Raw genomic sequence first — 17,277 nt, forward strand, 5'->3', positions numbered from 1 at the left:
GCAATTCTGAATCGGGTGACCATGGTGGTGTGAGCTTCCTTGACGTCCTGTTTCCAGTCCAGTGCCCCGGGTGTGGGCAGTGGGATGTTGCGGTCTGCGACGCGTGCCTGGAACGGGTGGGGCCGCCGCTGGAGATCTCCCGCTTCCTTCCGCAACTGTCGCAGATTGGACCGGACGGAGACGAGAACCCGCTCTTTCCCGTGTGGACCATGTCGTCCTACGAAGACATGGGGCGCATCATTCAGGCCTGGAAGAACAGGCCCAATAGCCTGCTGGATCGGCTGCTGGGAAACCGCATCGACGACTGCGCTACCGACATGGCTCTCCGTCTGCCCTTCGGCGTTGAAATCGACGTCGTGCCCGCACCGTCACGCACTGCCCGATACCGGAGCGACACCTACATTGCGGGAACAATTGCCGATAGAATCGCCGGCGGAATAGCCCGGGGCTTCGCAGAGCGGCTCGCTCGCGCGATCGAATCGAGCCAAGAAGAGCAAAGCTCTGATTATCCGAATAACTCCGACCTTGTATGCGGTACGGTAAACCCGGGTGGCGCCGAAGCCGCGCACCGCCCCGGGCGCCTGCAGAGCACGCTGGCCCCATCTGTTACCGTGACGTCCCGGACGATGTTTCAGCCCCGGCAGGGGCGCCAACGGGGACGGTCCCGTCGGGAGCGTCGGGGACGTGAACCGGTGAGGCTCGTGGGAGCGGAAAAGCCTCGGACGGTTCTACTTGTAGATGACGTGGCGACGACCGGATCGACCCTTGAGGCCTGCTGGCAGGCGCTCCATCAGGGCAAACATCGGATCCTTGGAGCTCTCTGTGTAGCGGCCGTTATTCCGCCAGGGGAATTGTCTGTTCACGAGACACTTTTGGGTAAACGTAGAGTAAAATGAGTTAAACGATATCCACAGGGAATCGTGAATTCGAAGGAGGTGGTTTGATCGTCTCGCCACTTCGGCGAGTTTGCCATTTCAAGAGGGCCCTGAGCCCTAACCCCTCATGAGGAGATAATCGTGGAAATCATCGTACAAGGTCGTAATGCAGAGATTTCGGATCGGTTCAAGGAGCATGTCTCGGACAAGCTCTCCAAGGTTGAACAGTTCGCACCCCGTGCGCAGCGAGTAGAAGTAGAAGTCACTCACGAAGCGCACCTGGCACAGACGGACGTCACCGAGAAGATTGAGATTACAGTCATCGACAAGGGCCCCGTTATCCGGGCAGAGGCATCGGCCTCGGACCGCGGAGCGGCACTGGACCTTGCCACCACCAAACTTATTGAGCGCCTTCGCCGTGCACGCGACCGGAAGAAGGATCATCGGAAGAAGGACGGGAACGGCCACGCGTCCACCGAGCTCAACATTGATCTCGACGAACTGAACGCTGGAGTCAAAGCGACGCCGAAGGTCGAGGACACCGTGCCTCGCGAGCCGGGTGTAGCAATTGAGCAGCAGCTGGGAGATTCCCCGGTCATCGTCCGCCATAAGCTTCATGAGGCCGAGCCCATGAGCGTCGACCAGGCACTGTACGAAATGGAGCTGGTCGGCCACCCCTTCTACCTCTTCATCGACGAAGAAACGAAGCAGCCCTGCGTTGTCTACCACCGCCACGGATGGACGTACGGTGTTATCCGACTTGACACGACAGTTGTTGGCTAGCGGTATCGACCGCGGGAGCAAAACCGGCGCAGACCGTGGATAGACAGCCTCCGAAGAAGATAAGCGAAGACCCGCAGGTATAGCGATGTACCGCGGGTCTTCGCTTGCTCGGGTGCGGAACAATGGGCTTGCCCCCGACACCGGCATATGGGCTATCCCGGTTACCGCATACTGGCCGGTTTGCCACCGGAGGCCCCATGACCGCGAAAGCCATAATGTGGCCTTGCTCTGGTTGGTTTCCGCTTTGTCGGGGCCTCGGTAGAATGGATCAGGTATATCCACCCCCAAGTATCGAGGTGCACGTGAGCGATCGCCCGCTGTCAGTTGCTGTTATCGGAGCCGGCCCGGCAGGAATCTATGCCGCCGACATCCTGTCCAAATCGGACATCGAAACATCGATCGACCTCTATGAGCGGTTACCTGCTCCCTTTGGACTCGTCCGATACGGTGTTGCTCCCGACCATCCGCGAATCAAGCAGATCATCGTTGCTCTGTACAAGATCCTGCAGCGCGGTGACATCCGCCTGGTCGGCAACGTGACCGTCGGTGAGGACATCTCGATCGAGGACATGCGCGAACACTACGACGCAATCATCCTCGCAACCGGCTCGGATCGCGATGCTCCTCTCGATATTCCGGGTGTTGACCTCGAGGGTTGCTACGGCGCTGCCGACTTCGTTTCCTGGTACGACGGTCACCCCGACTATCCGCGGACGTGGCCGCTTGAGGCGAAGGAAGTCGCCGTTATCGGCGTTGGCAACGTTGCTCTGGACGTTGCTCGCATGCTGTCGAAGCACCCGGAAGATCTCATGGTCACCGAGATCCCCGAGAACGTCGAGAAGGGCCTGCGTGCCAATCCCATCACCGACGTTCACATCTTCGGTCGCCGCGGCCCCGCCCAGGTGAAGTTCACGCCCCTTGAGCTCCGGGAGCTCGGCAAGGTCCCGGATGTTGATGTCATCGTCTACGAAGAAGACTTTGATTTCGACGACGGCTCGCAGGAAGCGATTAGCTCCTCGAACCAGACAAAGCAGGTTGTTAACACCCTGACCGACTGGGTCATGCGAGACGGGGAGCCGACGGCCTCCCGCCGTATCCACCTGCACATGATGCAGTCCCCGGTCGAGATTCTTGGAACCGACCGCGTTGAGGGCATCCGCATGGAGAGGAACGAGCTCGTTGGTGACGGCTCCGTCAAGGGAACCGGCGAATACATTGATTACCCCGTCCAGGCTGTCTACCGTGCGGTCGGATACTTCTCGTCCCCGATCACGGACTTGCCTTTCGACGACATTCGTGGCGTGATCCCGAACGTTGAGGGCCGCGTTATCGAAGCCGGTGGCGACCACATTCCGGGCATTTACTCGACCGGCTGGGTTAAGCGCGGCCCCGTGGGCCTCATTGGCTCCACAAAGTCCGACGCGAGGGAAACCATCACCCACCTCGTGGAAGACGCGAAGGCCGGCAAACTCGACCAGCTCGGCGACTCCGCGGGGGTCGGCTACGAGACGATGACGAGAATCTTCGACGAACGAGGCATCAAGTACACGACCTGGCAGGGCTGGGAGATTCTCGAAGAGTTCGAGAAGGCCCTCGGTGCCGAGCAGGGCAGGGAACGCGTCAAGGTTGTCGAGAGGGACACCATGACGGCGATTTCCCGGGGCGAAGAGCACGACGGGAAGCTGTACTGATGCACGGTGAATATAAAGAGCCGGGCCACAAGCTTGTCGTTGTTGACCTCGACGTCGAAGACAAAAAGCTCACTCACGTTCAGATTGCCGGGGACTTCTTCCTTGAACCCGATGATGCTCTTGCCCGGATCACGGCAGCTATCGAAGGCCTCCCGGAGGACTCACATGCCGCCGACATCGCGCAGGCTGTCACGAACGTTCTCAAGCCCACCGACGAACTGCTCGGCCTCAGCCCCCACGGCATCGCCACGGCCGTGCGCCGTGCACTCGGCAAATCAATCGACTGGGACGAGATCGACTTCGAAGTCATCCACGGCCCGGTTGTTTCCCCGATGATCAACGTCGCCATGGACGAGACCCTTATCGAGGACGTTGCGGCGGGGCGCCGCAAGCCCTTCATGCGGATCTGGGAATGGGATTCCCCGTGCGTTGTTATCGGCTCCTTCCAGTCCGTCGAAAACGAGATCGACTGGGATGGCATGAACCGTCACGGCGTCACGCTCTGCCGCCGGGTGACCGGCGGGGGAGCGATGTTCATGGAGGCAGGTAACTGCATCACCTACTCCCTTGTTATCCCCACCGCTCTCGTGGACGGCATGAGCTTCAAAGACTCCTACCCGTTCCTCGACGAATGGGTGATGGAAGCGCTCGAGAAGGTCGGTGTGAAGGCCCACTACGTTCCGCTCAACGACATCACGTCCGAGAAGGGCAAGATCGGTGGCGCCGCTCAAAAGCACTTCGCAAACGGGGTCATGGTCCACCACGTGACAATGAGCTACGACATCGATGCCAACAAGATGCTCGAGTGCCTCCGCGTCGGCAAGGAAAAGGTCCGCGATAAGGGGCTCCGTTCAGCCGTTAAGCGCGTGGACCCGATGAAGTCCCAGACGGGTATGGCACGCGAAGACATCATCGACGTGTTCCTCGACCACTTCACCCAGAAGTTCAACGCCAAGCCCGGTGAAATTACTGCCGCCGACATTGAGACCGCGAAGGCACGCTGTGGAACGAAGTTCGACACTGAGGAATGGACCTACCGGCTGCCGTAGGACGTGGCCTGCTCGCGCGTCCAGCGCTCCTTTGGAAGGACCCTCCGATTAGGAGCACCCGAGTGCCCCCTTTCGGAGCCGGTATCCCAGATGGCTAGTCCGAGAACTAGCCCGCACGGATGTCATTACGCCTAAACCAAGGCAAGTCAAATGAGACATCATTCGATGCCTGAAGCGCTAGACCATCGCAGGGTCTAGCGCTTCATCAATGTACGATCTGTCATTGTCCGCCGCGGACAAGCACCGCTTTGACGCGCGATCCACTCGAATTGGAAGCCATCAGGATCATAAATGCCGCACTAACGCGAAACAAGAACTGTCACCTGTCCGTGTAGCGGTACCACTCGTCCTTAGGTCCCCATCGACAAGTGCCTCCAACTACCTCCCGCGTCCCCGCTACTACTGGTGGTCTCAGTTCGATGGACTACGGAGTTCGCAGGACAGCGACAGGATCCCGGTAAGCTGCGTACATTGCTGGCGGGATGGAAGAGGCGATAGCTGCAATGATCGATAGGATACCGACCCCAACCATGAATGAGGTAGGTGGCATGGCCTCCAGCCTGTTCGTGAGAGCCGCACTCACACTGATTCCGAGAATAACGCCAATGCATGCTGCTATGACGGTTCTCAGAACCACAAGACCAATGATCGTGTCTCTTGTTGCCCCGAGGGCACGGCGGCGTCCGAGGTCCGCACGCCGGACGAGAACATCTGTCAGCGTCACAATCGCAACCAGGACCGCGCCCGCCAAGAGGACACCAACAAGAAGGGTACGACCAAAGATCGTCACATCCTCCATGATCTGTGCCTGCAACGCTGCAACCCCGATAGGTGACTCGACCCTGAGCTCTTCAGCTTTCCCATCGATAATGCCTAGGACGATAATCTGTGCTTCGTCAGCAACATCAGCATTGGTCAGGATGACCTGGAGGGATGTTGCGGGCATGGGCGATAAGGGGGCGTAGATGATTCCCGACCCGTAATCAGTAAAAGGCTCCTTCGGTTCAAAGCTGCCAACAATGTTGAGGTCATTGAGTCCAGGCTCGGTGACATGATGCACCCACCCCGCTGGATACTCTAGCCCCAGGCTTAGCATCGCTTCCCGAGAGACCAAGGCCTCCCCTGGTCCGGGTACGCGCCCACTCGTCAACTGTGCAACATTCTCCATGTCACCGAGGACACCCCAGGCGGGAACCCTCCCTCCGCCGCCACCCACTTGACCATTAACAACGTCGATCGCATTGTAAATGCCGACAGCCCGCTCAACGTGCGAAACACCATCGGTTGCCGCGACAACCTGTTCCGTCAGGTAGTCACCTGCGGAAGAAATGTCTCGGACAACAAGGAGTCTGGATCCTGCTGACTCGAGGCGGTCCTCGATCTGTGATTCTGTCGCTACAGTACGTCCGACAGTAAGGATTGTTCCTGCGCACATGACGGTCGCGAGTAACACAATCAGGAGTGAAGGCACCTTCGAGGCAAGGATCATTTGCCACGATTCTCGAAGTATGAGTTGCGGCTTCACAGTTCTAAGACCTCGTGCGAGCTCTCAATCACGAAACTGTCGTGGGTCGCAATAATGACGGTGCGCTCTTCGTCTTCGGCAATGGCGGCGAGAGCGGAGAGAACGATTTCTGCGTTCTCGTGGTCGAGATTCCCAGTTGGCTCGTCCGCCAAAATAACCTTGGGATTGTTCATGAGGGCCCGACATACTGCCACGCGTTGCGCTTGACCACCGGAAATCTCACCGGGACGATGATCAGCTCGAATGGAGACGCCCATCATATCCATGAGCTCCATGGCGCGGAGCACAGCAGAATTGCGGTCCCACCCCGCATACAAGGCGGGCTCAATGACCGAGTCGATCACCTGGCGCCTTGGATCGAGGGCAGCATCCTGAAATACGAAACCCATATGTTCTGCTCGAAACCGTGACCTTCTACGATCGGGAAGTGTACTAACAACTTTGTCAGCAACTGTCACAGCTCCACTCAACGGTGTGAGCATGAGACCAAGGATGTAGAGGAGGGTGGATTTTCCACGACCGGAAGGGCCCGTCAATGCAGTCATACGCCCGGGAGAGAAGTCGTGGCTCAGGCCATCAAACAGCTCGTCACCATTCTTCCGGTACCGGAATACAAGGTCATCCACTGACAGTACCGAACCCAAATCTCCAATGGCTACATCGAGACGATCAGTCGCGGTGCTCATGACTGCTGATCCGCTTGATTGGATGCGCCTACCGGCAGCTCAACCCGCGTACCGCTGGTAATGCCGTCGACTATGACGATGCCCTGACCGGATCCCGCCACCACTACATCAATCTCGCCATCCTCAGTGACAACGTAGGTCTCACCACTGGGTCGGGTTTGTACGGCCATAGCAGGCACACCCACGCCCGCGACCTCGGGAACAATATTTACTTTAGAAGCGAGCGGCAAATACGAGTCGGGCGGGAGCACATCGCAGTCACTCCCGCACACCTCCCCACCATCGACTTCCTGGAGGATGAGATCAAAGTTGCCCTCGATGTTCTCCACTCGTTCGACAATGATTCCCTGCCACTCATATTCCTCATATCGGACATCAACGGTGGCTCCAGGGGGAATTAGCTCTGATTGGTAGGAAGCGACAACGACGACAAACGTCCGTTCACCTGTCGGGGCCATGACGGCTTCTTCACCGCCGCTCAAAACAGTGCCGGGCGCGATGCTCTCTGATAGTTCAACTGAGACGGGCAGAGACTTAAAGGCGACAAGTTCTCCATGCCCGATCGTACCCGTCTGATTTTGGGACAAGTCTTTCTGCCAATGCTTGACGGCCGTCAGGGTCGCATTGCCAAAATTCCCATCGACCGCCGTATTCAGGTATCCCAAATCAATAAGTGCCTGCTGAAGGGCTGCAACATCATCGCCGTGAGTACCATACGATATGTCCCTCCAAAACGGTAAGTCCGCTTGCACGGCACGAACGGGAACATCATTGACAACATAGAGAATCTCGCCCTGGTTACGCATCCCCTCATGAGCTTCCCGAACTACACCCGGCAGCACGTTTGTTGCCACAACATTAGTGGGCTGACGAACGGTTGTAGTCAATGCTAGCGATCGCCCCACTTCGGTCTCACTTGCTTCCGCCCAAGCCGTCCGATCAGCCCACTGCTCGGAACTCTGATCGCGATCTGACAATGTCGCTCTCCCGGCCCACCATCCAGCGCCACTAATGAGTGCAATCGCCACTACGAGGCCAAGCCATTTGGTCACAATGCTTCTAGCACTCACTTTTTCTCCTCATCGCCTTACTCCTCAATGCGTTACCGCGGGGTCAAGGCCCGTGGACTGACCGCAGACCTTCCCGGGAGGGCAATACGTCCGCGCAGAATGAGATGTAATGGTTCCCGTGGAAAAGACGGAAGCGAAGACGTTACCCGACCAGTTATGGCTGACTGACGCCTGACTGCCTCCAACATAATTCCCACCCCCGATAACCTGACTCTCCACAGAGTGTGTCCAATAGTGGTTTGTTGTGGTGACTGACGTGATGGAAACGGACTTCCCCACGCCAGCATTAACATACTTGCCCCACGATTCAGCAGAGGCAGCTGAAGGAAATACCAACGCGCTGGCTAGAGCAAGCAGGAATGCGAGACTCGTGAATTTTCGTATAGAGAACATGGTAATCGACTCCTGGTTGTAGTAGGATGTCAATCACATTATAACCGAAATGCGCTCCAAGTGATAGAAATCGCTACATTCGTAAGCTTTCCTGAAAAACAAGCATTAAGGACGCCATGAGAGGTATTCAGTTATGTTCGGCCGTCACTCTGGTACTGCTCGGCCTTGTAGCATGCTCGAGCGAATCAACCGACGCTGAGCGCCATAATCCGACCATCATCGAGGAGCCAGATTCGGGCCCTATGGCATCGTCTATAGACACCGACTATCCGGAGACGTGGGAAGAAAAAACCAACGGCCAGACCCGCGACGAAATGATCCAAAACAATAGGGAGGATATTTTTGAGGTCATGCAGGAGCATGGGGCAAATGGGGATCACGAAGAAAACTACACGCTCGATGACTTCCCCATCATAGACGTTGTTGACGGAGCCGACAGCGCCCGTGTCCAGGTCGAATGCATGAAGGAACAGGGCTTTGAAGGCACCGCATATGCAAATGGAACATACCTATATGAGCGGATACCAGCGGACCAGGCAAATGCTCAATTTTTAGCCCATTATTCTTGTGTTCTCCAATACCCTGTCGATCCTATGCAAATCGGCCCGCTACCGCGCCAGGAAATCGTCAAACTCTACGCGTACTATACGGGCCCGCTCACAACTTGCCTTGAGGGCCACGGGGTCCCAGTTGATGAACCACCAACCCAAGACACCTGGGTCGACGATTATATTACCGGTAAGCAGTCGTGGGACCCCTATGCTGCATTTTGGAGACAAAACACTGAGGCTAGCTTCGACGCGGTCAATGAACTCTACGGAGCCTGCCCACAATTCCCGGCAAATTTTTGGCCCAACTAACGCTGTCAGGTCCTGTATGTGTCTTGGCTAACCCATGATCTTGACCCGACAAGCGGCGAGAGTATCCGCGGCCACCCTCCGCCGCATAGCCTCCATCTTTCTAACACGACTCGTGAAAGTCATGCAATCAAGGAGTCAACCCAGCCCTGAGCAGTTCCGTACGGCACTTTAAGACCGTCCGGTCAGGTTCGTTTCGCTGGCCATTCTGGACCAGGACACGACAATCAATGCGACACAAACTCGCCACATCAGGGCCTGAGAACGCAGAATAATCCATGCAGAAGTCATTCTGACCGGTAGCTTAAGTACCCCGATCATCGAAAGACCCGGCCTTATCACTACTAAGTTACGCCCAACAGTCACGCCCTCAAAGAGCCGTTTTACCCTCGTGGTAGGCGAAAGGACACCATGAACCGTTCAACGCTTAACGGCGTCAAGACCGCGGTGCTGCTCGGCGCCCTCTGGGCGATCCTTCTCGGGATCGGGGGTCTGCTTGCCGCAGGGACAGGGAACTATATCTTCATCGTCATATTCGCCTTCATCGGGGTCGCCGGAACCGCATACTCGTACTGGAACTCCGACAAGCTCGCGATCCGGGCGATGAACGCACTGCCCGTCAGCGAAGCTGAGTTCCCCTGGTACCACCAGACAGTGCGGGAGCTCGCCGAGAAGGCGGACAAGCCGATGCCGCGCCTCTACATCGCGCCCACACCGTCCCCCAACGCTTTCGCGACGGGCAGGAACCCGAAGAACGCCGCTGTCTGCGTCACGGATGGGATCCTCGACCTCCTCGACAAGCGTGAGCTGAGGGCCGTCCTCGGACACGAGCTCATGCACGTCTACAACCGAGATATCCTCACGTCGTCGATCGCAGCTGGGCTGGCCGGCATCATCTCATCCGTCGCCCAGTTCTTTATGTTCTTCGGCATGCGGGGACGCAACAGCGGCAGCCCGATCGGGATTATTGGAGTCATCCTTATGGCGCTCCTTGCCCCGATCGCGGCGAGCGTCATCCAGCTCGCCGTGTCCCGGACACGGGAATACGATGCGGACCATAGTGGAGCAGGGCTGACAGAAGACCCTCTGGGACTCGCCTCGGCACTCAACAAGATCTCAGGCGGCACCGTCAGAGAGCCCATGCGGGAGACCCCTCAGATGGACACGGTCTCGCACATGATGATCGCCAACCCCTTCGCGGGGAAGGGGCGTGCGCTGTTCTCCACACACCCTCCGATGGAGGAGCGGATTCGGCGCCTGGAGGAGATGGCAGGCTACTGACAGGGCCGGCAGAGCCTTGCATACAGCAGTGGGTGGGGCCCAGTTCATCAAATTGAACTGGGCCCCACCCATTCCTCTGCCTCCCGGATCCCTGCAGCTGCTCAGCCGCAGGGATGAACGGCTTGACCGTTCCGGTCAGCGGTAGTTCTGGAACGAGAGCGCGAAGTCGAAGTCCTGCTCCTTGAGGAGCGCGATGACTGCCTGAAGGTCGTCACGGGACTTTGAGGTGACGCGCACTTCATCGCCCTGGATCTGCGTCTTGGTTGACTTCGGGCCCTCATCGCGGATCACCTTTGTGATCTTCTTGGCATTCTCCTGAGAGAGGCCCTCCTTGAGGGTGCCGACGAGGCGGTACTCCTTGCCCGACTGGATGGGCTCGCCCTCTCCGACATCAACGGACTTCAGGGAGACCCCGCGACGAACGAGCTTCGTCTGCAGCACGTCATAGACGGCGAGCACACGCTCTTCCGAGTTCGCCTTCATGGTGATCGTCTCACCCTTGAGCTCGACAGATGCGTCGACGCCCTTGAAGTCATAGCGCTGGTTGATCTCCTTCGCGGTCTGATTGACCGCGTTGTCGACCTCCTGCATGTCATACTTTGAAACAACGTCGAACGACGAGTCTGCCATGATCCACCCTTTCAAAAGCGGGAAAAGCACCTCTTAAATGAGAGGTCGCGCACTGGTACGCCTACCAGTTTGACACGATAGGGAGGAAACTTGGTAGTCTCCCATATGCACCCTTCGGGTGTGAGGCGGATTGACCGAGCGGCCAATGGTATCTGACTGTAAATCAGACGCGAGAGCTACGGGGGTTCGAATCCCTCATCCGCCACCGCACGACCAGTCGTGCAAAGTGCGTGAGTATCCTCACCGCTTCCAGGGTTCGATCAACTTGGTCGGCAATCGGAAGCGCTGATAAGCTTATGCGCGCCGCCCCGATAGCTCAGACGGCAGAGCGTCTCCATGGTAAGGAGAAGGTCCAGGGTTCAATTCCCTGTCGGGGCTCCACATTTTGCGGACAACAGCCCGTGGGATGTTGCGGCGGGGTAGCTCAGCTGGTCAGAGCGCACGACTCATAATCGTGAGGTCGCGGGTTCAAGCCCCGCCCCCGCTACAGGAAACAGAGAATGCGGAACCGCCGTATCTCGCAGAACGAAGTGAGGAAACCGTGGCATCTAAGTCTGCCGACGTTCGCCCCAAGATCACCCTCGCCTGCGAGGTGTGCAAGGAGCGCAACTACATCACGAAGAAGAACCGTCGTAACAATCCCGACCGTCTCGAGATGAAGAAGTACTGCGCACGTTGCAACGCTTCGACCACGCACCGCGAGACCCGCTAATAAGCGACTAAGTCTTGAACCCGCCCGGAACACCCGGGCGGGTTTTATGTTTCCCAGAACATGACAGGCACCGGGAAATCGTCGCTTCCGTACGTGCCATGGATGGCGAGCAGATCGGTCATGCAACGGCGTTGAATACTGGGAATCCTCGGATAGCGAGGGGATGGGATGAGGTTCCATTTTCGAGTAGTAATCCCGTCATTCAGTCCGAAATGTCCAGCTACCCGAATGTATTGTGCGTCACCTTCCATTTAAGATGGGGAGATGACCAGCGATAACGTGAATGGACAGGCCCCGAAGCCCCCGAAGCTCGACAAGAAGAAGTACGAGAAGGAGCTACGGCGCTTGCAGGCCGAGCTTGTTGCCATGCAGCAATGGGTGATTGAGACAGGTGAGCGGGTATGCCTGATCTTCGAAGGTCGAGATGCTGCAGGCAAGGGCTCGGCGATTGCTCGGATCACCCAGTACCTGAACCCCAGGCACGCGAAGGTTGTTGCTCTTCCTTCGCCGACGGAGCGGGAAAAGACGCAGTGGTACTTTCAGCGGTACACGGCCCATTTGCCGGCGGCCGGGGAGATCGTGATCTTTGACAGGTCCTGGTACAACCGCGCCGGCGTTGAGCGCGTCATGGGTTTCTGTGGCCCTGAGGAATACCATCGTTTCCTTCGGCAGGCACCCGACTTTGAGCGGATGCTGGTTGATGATGGGATCCGGATCATCAAGTACTGGTTCTCGGTCTCAGCTCAGGAGCAGGAGGCCAGGTTCCGGTCTCGGTCCGAGGATCCGATGAGACGGTGGAAGCTGTCTCCCATGGACGTTGAGTCAATCTCCCGGTGGGATGACTATTCACGTGCCAAGGACGCCATGTTTGCTGCCGCGGACACTCCCTGGGCCCGCTGGCACACGGTGGAGAGCGAAGATAAGAAGCGTTCCCGCATCAACGTCATCAACGACATTTTGAAGCAGATCCCGTGGCAACGGGTCGAGCCCGCCGAAGTTGAGATCCCGCACCGTCCGAGCGGTACAGATGATGGTTCACTCGACAGGCTGGACCGTGGGAAGTACGTGTATGTCGACGATGTGGCGGCCGCCCTCGAAAAGGATGCCTCGTAGGAGCCTCGCAGGGAGAGCCACTGGCTGACGGCGCCGGAGGCCCGTCGGCATTATTTCCGCTTGGCCCTATTCCTGCCGTTCGGCTGTGAGGAGGGTTTGGCCCGACTGGTCGAGAATCGTGATCTGGTTACCTTCGATGGTGTAGCTTGCGAAGGCGTTGATGACGTCCCCCATTGCTGATTCCTGATCCATGATCCCCTCGGGCTCTACGCATGCCATTTCTGTTTGCGCGAGTTCAGAGACGATTAGGCCCCCGTCATTTGCCATGTAGGTTCCGCTGAAGTGGTTGCAGCCCGCCGTGGCAGCCAGCCCGGTTTCGGTTTCGAACGCTACCCACATCTTCGTGTCGACGATAGGGGAGACGGTTCCACTATCGGTGGCATAGCTCGTAACGTTCCACGTGGTCCCAACAAGTTCTTGGCTCGCACGAACATAGGCAACAAGAGTGTCGCCAGAACCGTTATAGAAAGTTAGGCTCTCCTCGGACAGGTCAAATGTTTCAGCATTCGACAATGCCTCGTGGTACTCGGTTTCTTGCCGCATCGATTTCGCATCGCACATCATCTTCGTCAGAGCATGCGAGCCGGGGAAAGAAATACTAGTTCCGTCGGTCTCGTAGTCTCGCCAGTACCTGTTACATCCAGAGCCACCAGCAATGGATTTCGCACTGAAAGCTGCGGTGATCCGCTCATTATCCAAGTCCTCACCCGCAAGTGTTGTGGCAGTCCATGATGTTCCGGCTAGCTCCGCCATGTCTTCCCCCGAGGTGCTGGGATCATCATTCGAAGAGCCGCAGGACGCCAACATAAGCAGGAGGGCGAGAGCGCTCCCAACTGTCTGGAACCTCATGGCACCTACTTTCCTTCTGCTGTGACGCAAGCATACATCCGCCCCGCAGGATCTCTACAGCAAGCGGTGCGTGGTCCCATGGCGGGAAAATAACGGCCACGCTTTGTGTCTACCTTGTCCAGAATTGCCCGGTAAGTGCCCCACTGCTTCTCCCATTACAGTTGGAGTATGAGTGACTGGCCGGTGATGGATCGGGAGCAGCGGGACCTTGTTGATGAGTGGCTCCCCGGGGCGGAGGTCGTTGCCGACCTGTCGTGGGGGCTGGTCGATTCGACCGTTGTACGGGTCCGCCACGAGGACCGTGACCTTATCGTGAAAGCGGGCGGTCCCGATAACCACCATATTGCGCGTGAAATCAATGGACACCGCGACGGCATTGCTGTCCTTGCGCAGCGGGGCCTTGCCCCGCGACTGCTCCGTGCAAGTCCTTCTCACCGCATTCTCGTTACGGAGTACCTGCCGGGGGAGCTGGTGGATGAGGGGGAGATGGAGAGGGACCCGAACGTCCTGCGGCAAGCGGGTGCTGTTCTCGGGGTACTCCACGGACTGAAGAGCCAAACCGACGAAACGCTCGAGAGGAATCTGTTTCGGAAGGCGGTGAAGTGGCTGGATAAGCCGCACAGGATCCCGCCGGATGATTGCGAGCGGGTGCGCGAGGCCCTGGAAGCCTACGAGACCAGTCCGGTGACTGTCGTGCCAAACCATGGAGACTACAGCGGCAGAAACTGGATCCTTCACGAGGGGAGGCTTGCCGTCATTGACTTTGGTCGCTACGGATACCGACCAGCGCACCACGACTTTATCCGCATGTATTTCCGGCGCTGGCACGATAACCCAGACGAGATGAACGCGTTCCTTGAGGGCTACGGCAGTGACCTTCGTGAGAGTCTGGGAAGCACGTGGTGGAAACATGTTCTGAGAGAAGCTGTTGCAACGGCCTGCTGGGCACACAAAGTTGGAGACGAACCCTTTGAACAGACCGGCCTGCGGTTTATTGGCATTGCGCTCGCGGAACTTACAGACATGGACTTTTCCGAGAAATGAATGGGGAGCTTGACCAGTGTCCGTGAAGATGCCCGGCTAAGCTCCGAGTCTTGCTTACCTACTTTCGCCGTAGCGGAAAATTGCATCGAGAACACATGGGACACCACCGCTGTTCAGGTGGTTGGGCGACAAGTACGGGGCCCTGCCAAAATTACCTCGTGTCTGGTTCGTACTTGCTCGACCGCCGGTGGCGCTACACGACCACGGGAACGAGATCCCGAATTCCGGTGGGCGCAAGGCTCCGTACCAGGTGGATGGCATGAGAGACGGGCTGTAAATACCAAGTTAAAAGGGGATAAACAGCCAAGTGTGAGGAATAGTGGGGGACGCTACTCGCGTAGTCGAGTAGAACTTTTGTCCAAATGGTCGGTTGGAACTCGAGCTCTCAGACTTCCGAGAAAGCTTGTGCATGATCTAGCCGGCCGTGCTGAGACCGGCCTGAGCTATCTCGCGCTGCTGAGGGTCTCCCGTTTCAATCGCGTATAGGGCATATCCCAGCGGTGAAGCTGCCATGTACTCCGCACAGTGTTCCCTGATCCTCGACCAGACGGTGCCGCCGTGCTCGCGGTATCGATCGAGCATGACGTCAAAAGCTTCGGGTGCGGCGGAGGCATGGAAGAGCGAGAAGTCCCGAACGGGATCGCTAACCTCCGAGGTGGTCCAGTCAAGAACCGCGGTGATTCGATTGCCCTCCACGAGGGTGTGTGCCGCATAAATCTCGCCGTGGGTAAGCACAGAGAAATCCGGCCACAGCTCATCATCAGCCAACCAAGCATTCCACCTATCCATGAGGAATCCCGAGATGCTGAACTCCTGAGATACCCTATCGATCGTGCGCTGCCAATTCTCCCGCACATCTCGTGGGCTACGGACAGGAATTCCGATATCTGCGGCCCTCCTTGTGTCGATGGAATGAAGTTCGTAGAAGAGATCACCCATGTCCCGCGCGTACTCCACAGACGCCATGTCAACATAAAAAACGGGGTTCCCGTTTTCGTCTAGTGTCAGGCCTGGCTTACCCGGCAACAGCGGGTACGCAATCAGTTCTGGGGATTGGATCCGCCAATCGGGGACCGCAAACGACAGATGTGGGGAAACGAGCTCAAGAACTCTTGCTTCGATAGCAGCACCGTCGGCAAGGCCCTCCCTGCGTGGTACGCGCAGAACCCACTCCTCGCCGCCATAATCAGACCCAATGACCACGCGGTAGTCGAGCCCCATGTCATTGACCTTCAACGACTCAGGGTCGATATTCAGCCCGTGTTTCTGGGCAAGAGCAAGGAGATCGGCTGCCTCATTCATTCCACAACCCTGACGCAAACGAGGATGAAGAGCAAGAAGAGACCAAGGACCATCGGCAAGGCAAAGACGAGAGCGGTGAGAAAAGTGGGGAAGTAGTTTCGCGAGGGTAGTCACGAGTGGTGAACTCTGCGTCTGCCGATGAGTAGCCGGCGGGCCTAAGATGATCGCATGAGCTGTTCAATCATCGAACCGAACGAACCCGTCGACATCGGACCTTCTGTCCCCTCCACCAGGAGAACAGGAGAGTCGTCCTTCGCCGAACTGACCACCATCGGAACCGGTGGCCCCGTGGGGGGACTCGTGAAGGCAACGACCGAAGAAGAGATCGTCGATGCCGTCAGGGACGCTGACGAGAACGGAATCGATGTCCTTGTTCTCGGTGGTGGGTCCAACCTACTCGTGGGGGACAGTGGGTTTGCTGGTCGCACCGTCATCGATATGCGAAACGAGATCGAGCAGGTCCAGGTATCTGGATGTGGGGGAGCGATCCTTAAGGGAACCGCGGGAACCCCCTGGGACGAGTTCGTCAAGGTCGCGATCTCCCAGGGCTGGAACGGCATCGAAGCCCTCTCCGGAATCCCCGGCTCTCTCGGTGCCACTCCCGTTCAAAACGTTGGTGCCTACGGTCAGGAAGTCTCCGAAACGCTCTACTCCGTGCGCGTCTACGACCGCGAGAAGAAGAAGCGTACCGACCTTGCTCCCATTGAACTGGGGCTGTCCTACCGCAATTCGTACCTCAAGAAGTCCACTGCCGAATGGGGTGCAACGGGACGGTGGGTGGTCCTGTCGGTGACGTATCAGCTGGGGCTCGCAACCCGCTCAACCCCGATCGCCTACCAGCAGCTCGCCAATGCTCTAGGCGTTGAAGTAGGCGAGCGAGTACCCACGATAGATCTACGAGAAGCAGTTCTTGACCTCCGCAGGTCCAAGGGCATGGTCCTTGACGATGCTGACCGCGACACCTACTCTCTCGGCTCGTTCTTCACCAACCCCATCATTGACGAAGCGCTCATCCCCGTAAACGCCCCGAAGTACCCGTACGGGAGCCAGTTCAAGACCTCCGCTGCGTGGCTTATCGACAACGCCGGCTGCAAGAAGGGATTCGGTGCCGACCTGACAGAAGGCAGAGCCTCCCTGTCCGCCAAACACACCCTCGCCCTCACCAACAGGGGAGGTGCCACAACCGATGACATTCTGACCGTGGCACGGGAAGTGCGCTCGCGGGTGGAGGACGCTTACGGCATCATCCTCGTCAACGAGCCCTTTATCCTCGGGCAGACCCTGTAACGAGACCCGCCTGCCAGCAACAAACCCTACTGTTGGGACTACCTGGTCGAAACATGATGGCGCGGGCGAAAGACTAATACATCATTCGGGCTCAGAGTCCGGATAACCGAATGCGCTAAGAGTTAAGGCA

At 57.8% G+C, this 17,277-nt stretch carries 16 protein-coding genes and 3 tRNA genes; 13 read left to right on the forward strand and 6 right to left on the reverse strand.

The genetic code is table 11. The features are described 5' to 3' along the window. Positions 1-29: 29 nt before the first annotated feature. The 4 genes from ACTHUY_RS01660 to ACTHUY_RS01675 all read left to right on the forward strand — a co-directional run bounded on the left by ACTHUY_RS01660 (position 30) and on the right by ACTHUY_RS01675 (position 4,398). Entirely contained in the window at positions 30-896 is an 867-nt protein-coding gene (locus ACTHUY_RS01660; protein ID WP_441677405.1) for a ComF family protein, read from the forward strand. A gap of 120 nt (positions 897-1,016) precedes the next feature. Then, complete coding sequence (gene hpf / locus ACTHUY_RS01665; protein WP_441654586.1) at positions 1,017-1,658, forward strand: ribosome hibernation-promoting factor, HPF/YfiA family; 642 nt, start codon at positions 1,017-1,019, stop codon at positions 1,656-1,658. Positions 1,659-1,921: 263 nt separating this feature from the next. Next, positions 1,922-3,349 carry an FAD-dependent oxidoreductase gene (locus ACTHUY_RS01670; RefSeq protein WP_441677407.1) on the forward strand — a complete coding sequence of 476 codons (1,428 nt, stop codon included), beginning with the start codon at positions 1,922-1,924 and terminating at the stop codon, positions 3,347-3,349. Then, positions 3,349-4,398, forward strand: coding sequence for a lipoate--protein ligase family protein (locus tag ACTHUY_RS01675; RefSeq protein ID WP_441677409.1), 1,050 nt, complete (start codon positions 3,349-3,351; stop codon positions 4,396-4,398). The genes ACTHUY_RS01670 and ACTHUY_RS01675 overlap by 1 nt, the downstream gene beginning before the upstream one ends. 424 nt (positions 4,399-4,822) lie before the next feature. Here ACTHUY_RS01675 and ACTHUY_RS01680 read toward each other — a convergent pair whose 3' ends face one another. From ACTHUY_RS01680 to ACTHUY_RS01690, 3 genes are all read right to left on the reverse strand, one after another. After that, complete coding sequence (locus ACTHUY_RS01680) at positions 4,823-5,851, reverse strand: FtsX-like permease family protein (protein ID WP_441677411.1); 1,029 nt, start codon at positions 5,849-5,851, stop codon at positions 4,823-4,825. Between the two features lie 68 nt (positions 5,852-5,919). Then, positions 5,920-6,609 carry an ABC transporter ATP-binding protein gene (locus tag ACTHUY_RS01685; protein WP_441677413.1) on the reverse strand — a complete coding sequence of 230 codons (690 nt, stop codon included), beginning with the start codon at positions 6,607-6,609 and terminating at the stop codon, positions 5,920-5,922. Further along, positions 6,606-7,679 (reverse strand): peptidoglycan-binding protein, encoded by a 1,074-nt coding sequence (locus ACTHUY_RS01690; protein WP_441677415.1) that lies wholly within the window; start codon positions 7,677-7,679, stop codon positions 6,606-6,608. Before ACTHUY_RS01690 ends, ACTHUY_RS01685 begins: the two co-directional genes overlap by 4 nt. Positions 7,680-8,188: 509 nt before the next feature. Between ACTHUY_RS01690 and ACTHUY_RS01695 the strand changes: the two genes are divergently transcribed. Further along, positions 8,189-8,932, forward strand: a complete 744-nt coding sequence (locus tag ACTHUY_RS01695) for a hypothetical protein (RefSeq protein ID WP_441677417.1) — start codon at positions 8,189-8,191, stop codon at positions 8,930-8,932. Between the two features lie 408 nt (positions 8,933-9,340). Further along, positions 9,341-10,210, forward strand: coding sequence for a zinc metalloprotease HtpX (htpX, locus tag ACTHUY_RS01700; protein ID WP_441677419.1), 870 nt, complete (start codon positions 9,341-9,343; stop codon positions 10,208-10,210). 135 nt (positions 10,211-10,345) lie between these two features. On the opposite strand, the gene ACTHUY_RS01705 is transcribed toward htpX, so the two are convergent. Then, a complete protein-coding gene (locus ACTHUY_RS01705) occupies positions 10,346-10,843 on the reverse strand; it encodes a YajQ family cyclic di-GMP-binding protein (RefSeq protein ID WP_441677523.1) in 498 nt (165 codons plus the stop codon). A gap of 121 nt (positions 10,844-10,964) precedes the next feature. On the opposite strand from ACTHUY_RS01705, the gene ACTHUY_RS01710 reads away from it, so the two are divergent. The 5 genes from ACTHUY_RS01710 to ppk2 all read left to right on the forward strand — a co-directional run bounded on the left by ACTHUY_RS01710 (position 10,965) and on the right by ppk2 (position 12,665). Continuing rightward, positions 10,965-11,045: transfer RNA gene (locus ACTHUY_RS01710), tRNA-Tyr, on the forward strand. Between the two features lie 100 nt (positions 11,046-11,145). Continuing rightward, a tRNA-Thr gene (locus ACTHUY_RS01715) sits at positions 11,146-11,221 on the forward strand. Positions 11,222-11,253: 32 nt separating this feature from the next. Next, positions 11,254-11,327: transfer RNA gene (locus ACTHUY_RS01720), tRNA-Met, on the forward strand. 54 nt (positions 11,328-11,381) lie between these two features. Next, positions 11,382-11,552, forward strand: coding sequence for a 50S ribosomal protein L33 (gene rpmG, locus ACTHUY_RS01725; RefSeq protein ID WP_054953237.1), 171 nt, complete (start codon positions 11,382-11,384; stop codon positions 11,550-11,552). A gap of 264 nt (positions 11,553-11,816) precedes the next feature. Continuing rightward, complete coding sequence (gene ppk2, locus ACTHUY_RS01730) at positions 11,817-12,665, forward strand: polyphosphate kinase 2 (RefSeq protein WP_441677421.1); 849 nt, start codon at positions 11,817-11,819, stop codon at positions 12,663-12,665. Positions 12,666-12,731: 66 nt separating this feature from the next. Here the strand turns inward: ppk2 and ACTHUY_RS01735 are convergent, their stop codons facing one another. Continuing rightward, positions 12,732-13,514, reverse strand: coding sequence for an META domain-containing protein (locus ACTHUY_RS01735; protein ID WP_441677423.1), 783 nt, complete (start codon positions 13,512-13,514; stop codon positions 12,732-12,734). 168 nt (positions 13,515-13,682) lie between these two features. On the opposite strand from ACTHUY_RS01735, the gene ACTHUY_RS01740 reads away from it, so the two are divergent. Next, positions 13,683-14,558 (forward strand): phosphotransferase family protein, encoded by an 876-nt coding sequence (locus ACTHUY_RS01740; RefSeq protein WP_441677425.1) that lies wholly within the window; start codon positions 13,683-13,685, stop codon positions 14,556-14,558. A gap of 414 nt (positions 14,559-14,972) precedes the next feature. Here the strand turns inward: ACTHUY_RS01740 and ACTHUY_RS01745 are convergent, their stop codons facing one another. Continuing rightward, complete coding sequence (locus tag ACTHUY_RS01745) at positions 14,973-15,860, reverse strand: macrolide 2'-phosphotransferase (RefSeq protein ID WP_441654593.1); 888 nt, start codon at positions 15,858-15,860, stop codon at positions 14,973-14,975. 168 nt (positions 15,861-16,028) lie between these two features. On the opposite strand from ACTHUY_RS01745, the gene ACTHUY_RS01750 reads away from it, so the two are divergent. Further along, on the forward strand, positions 16,029-17,147 hold the full coding sequence (locus ACTHUY_RS01750; protein ID WP_441677427.1) for a UDP-N-acetylmuramate dehydrogenase: 1,119 nt from the start codon (positions 16,029-16,031) through the stop codon (positions 17,145-17,147). Positions 17,148-17,277 lie beyond the last annotated feature (130 nt).

The sequence above is a fragment of the Flaviflexus sp. genome, assembly GCF_052087705.1.
Classification (GTDB): Bacteria; Actinomycetota; Actinomycetes; order Actinomycetales; family Actinomycetaceae; genus Flaviflexus; species Flaviflexus ciconiae.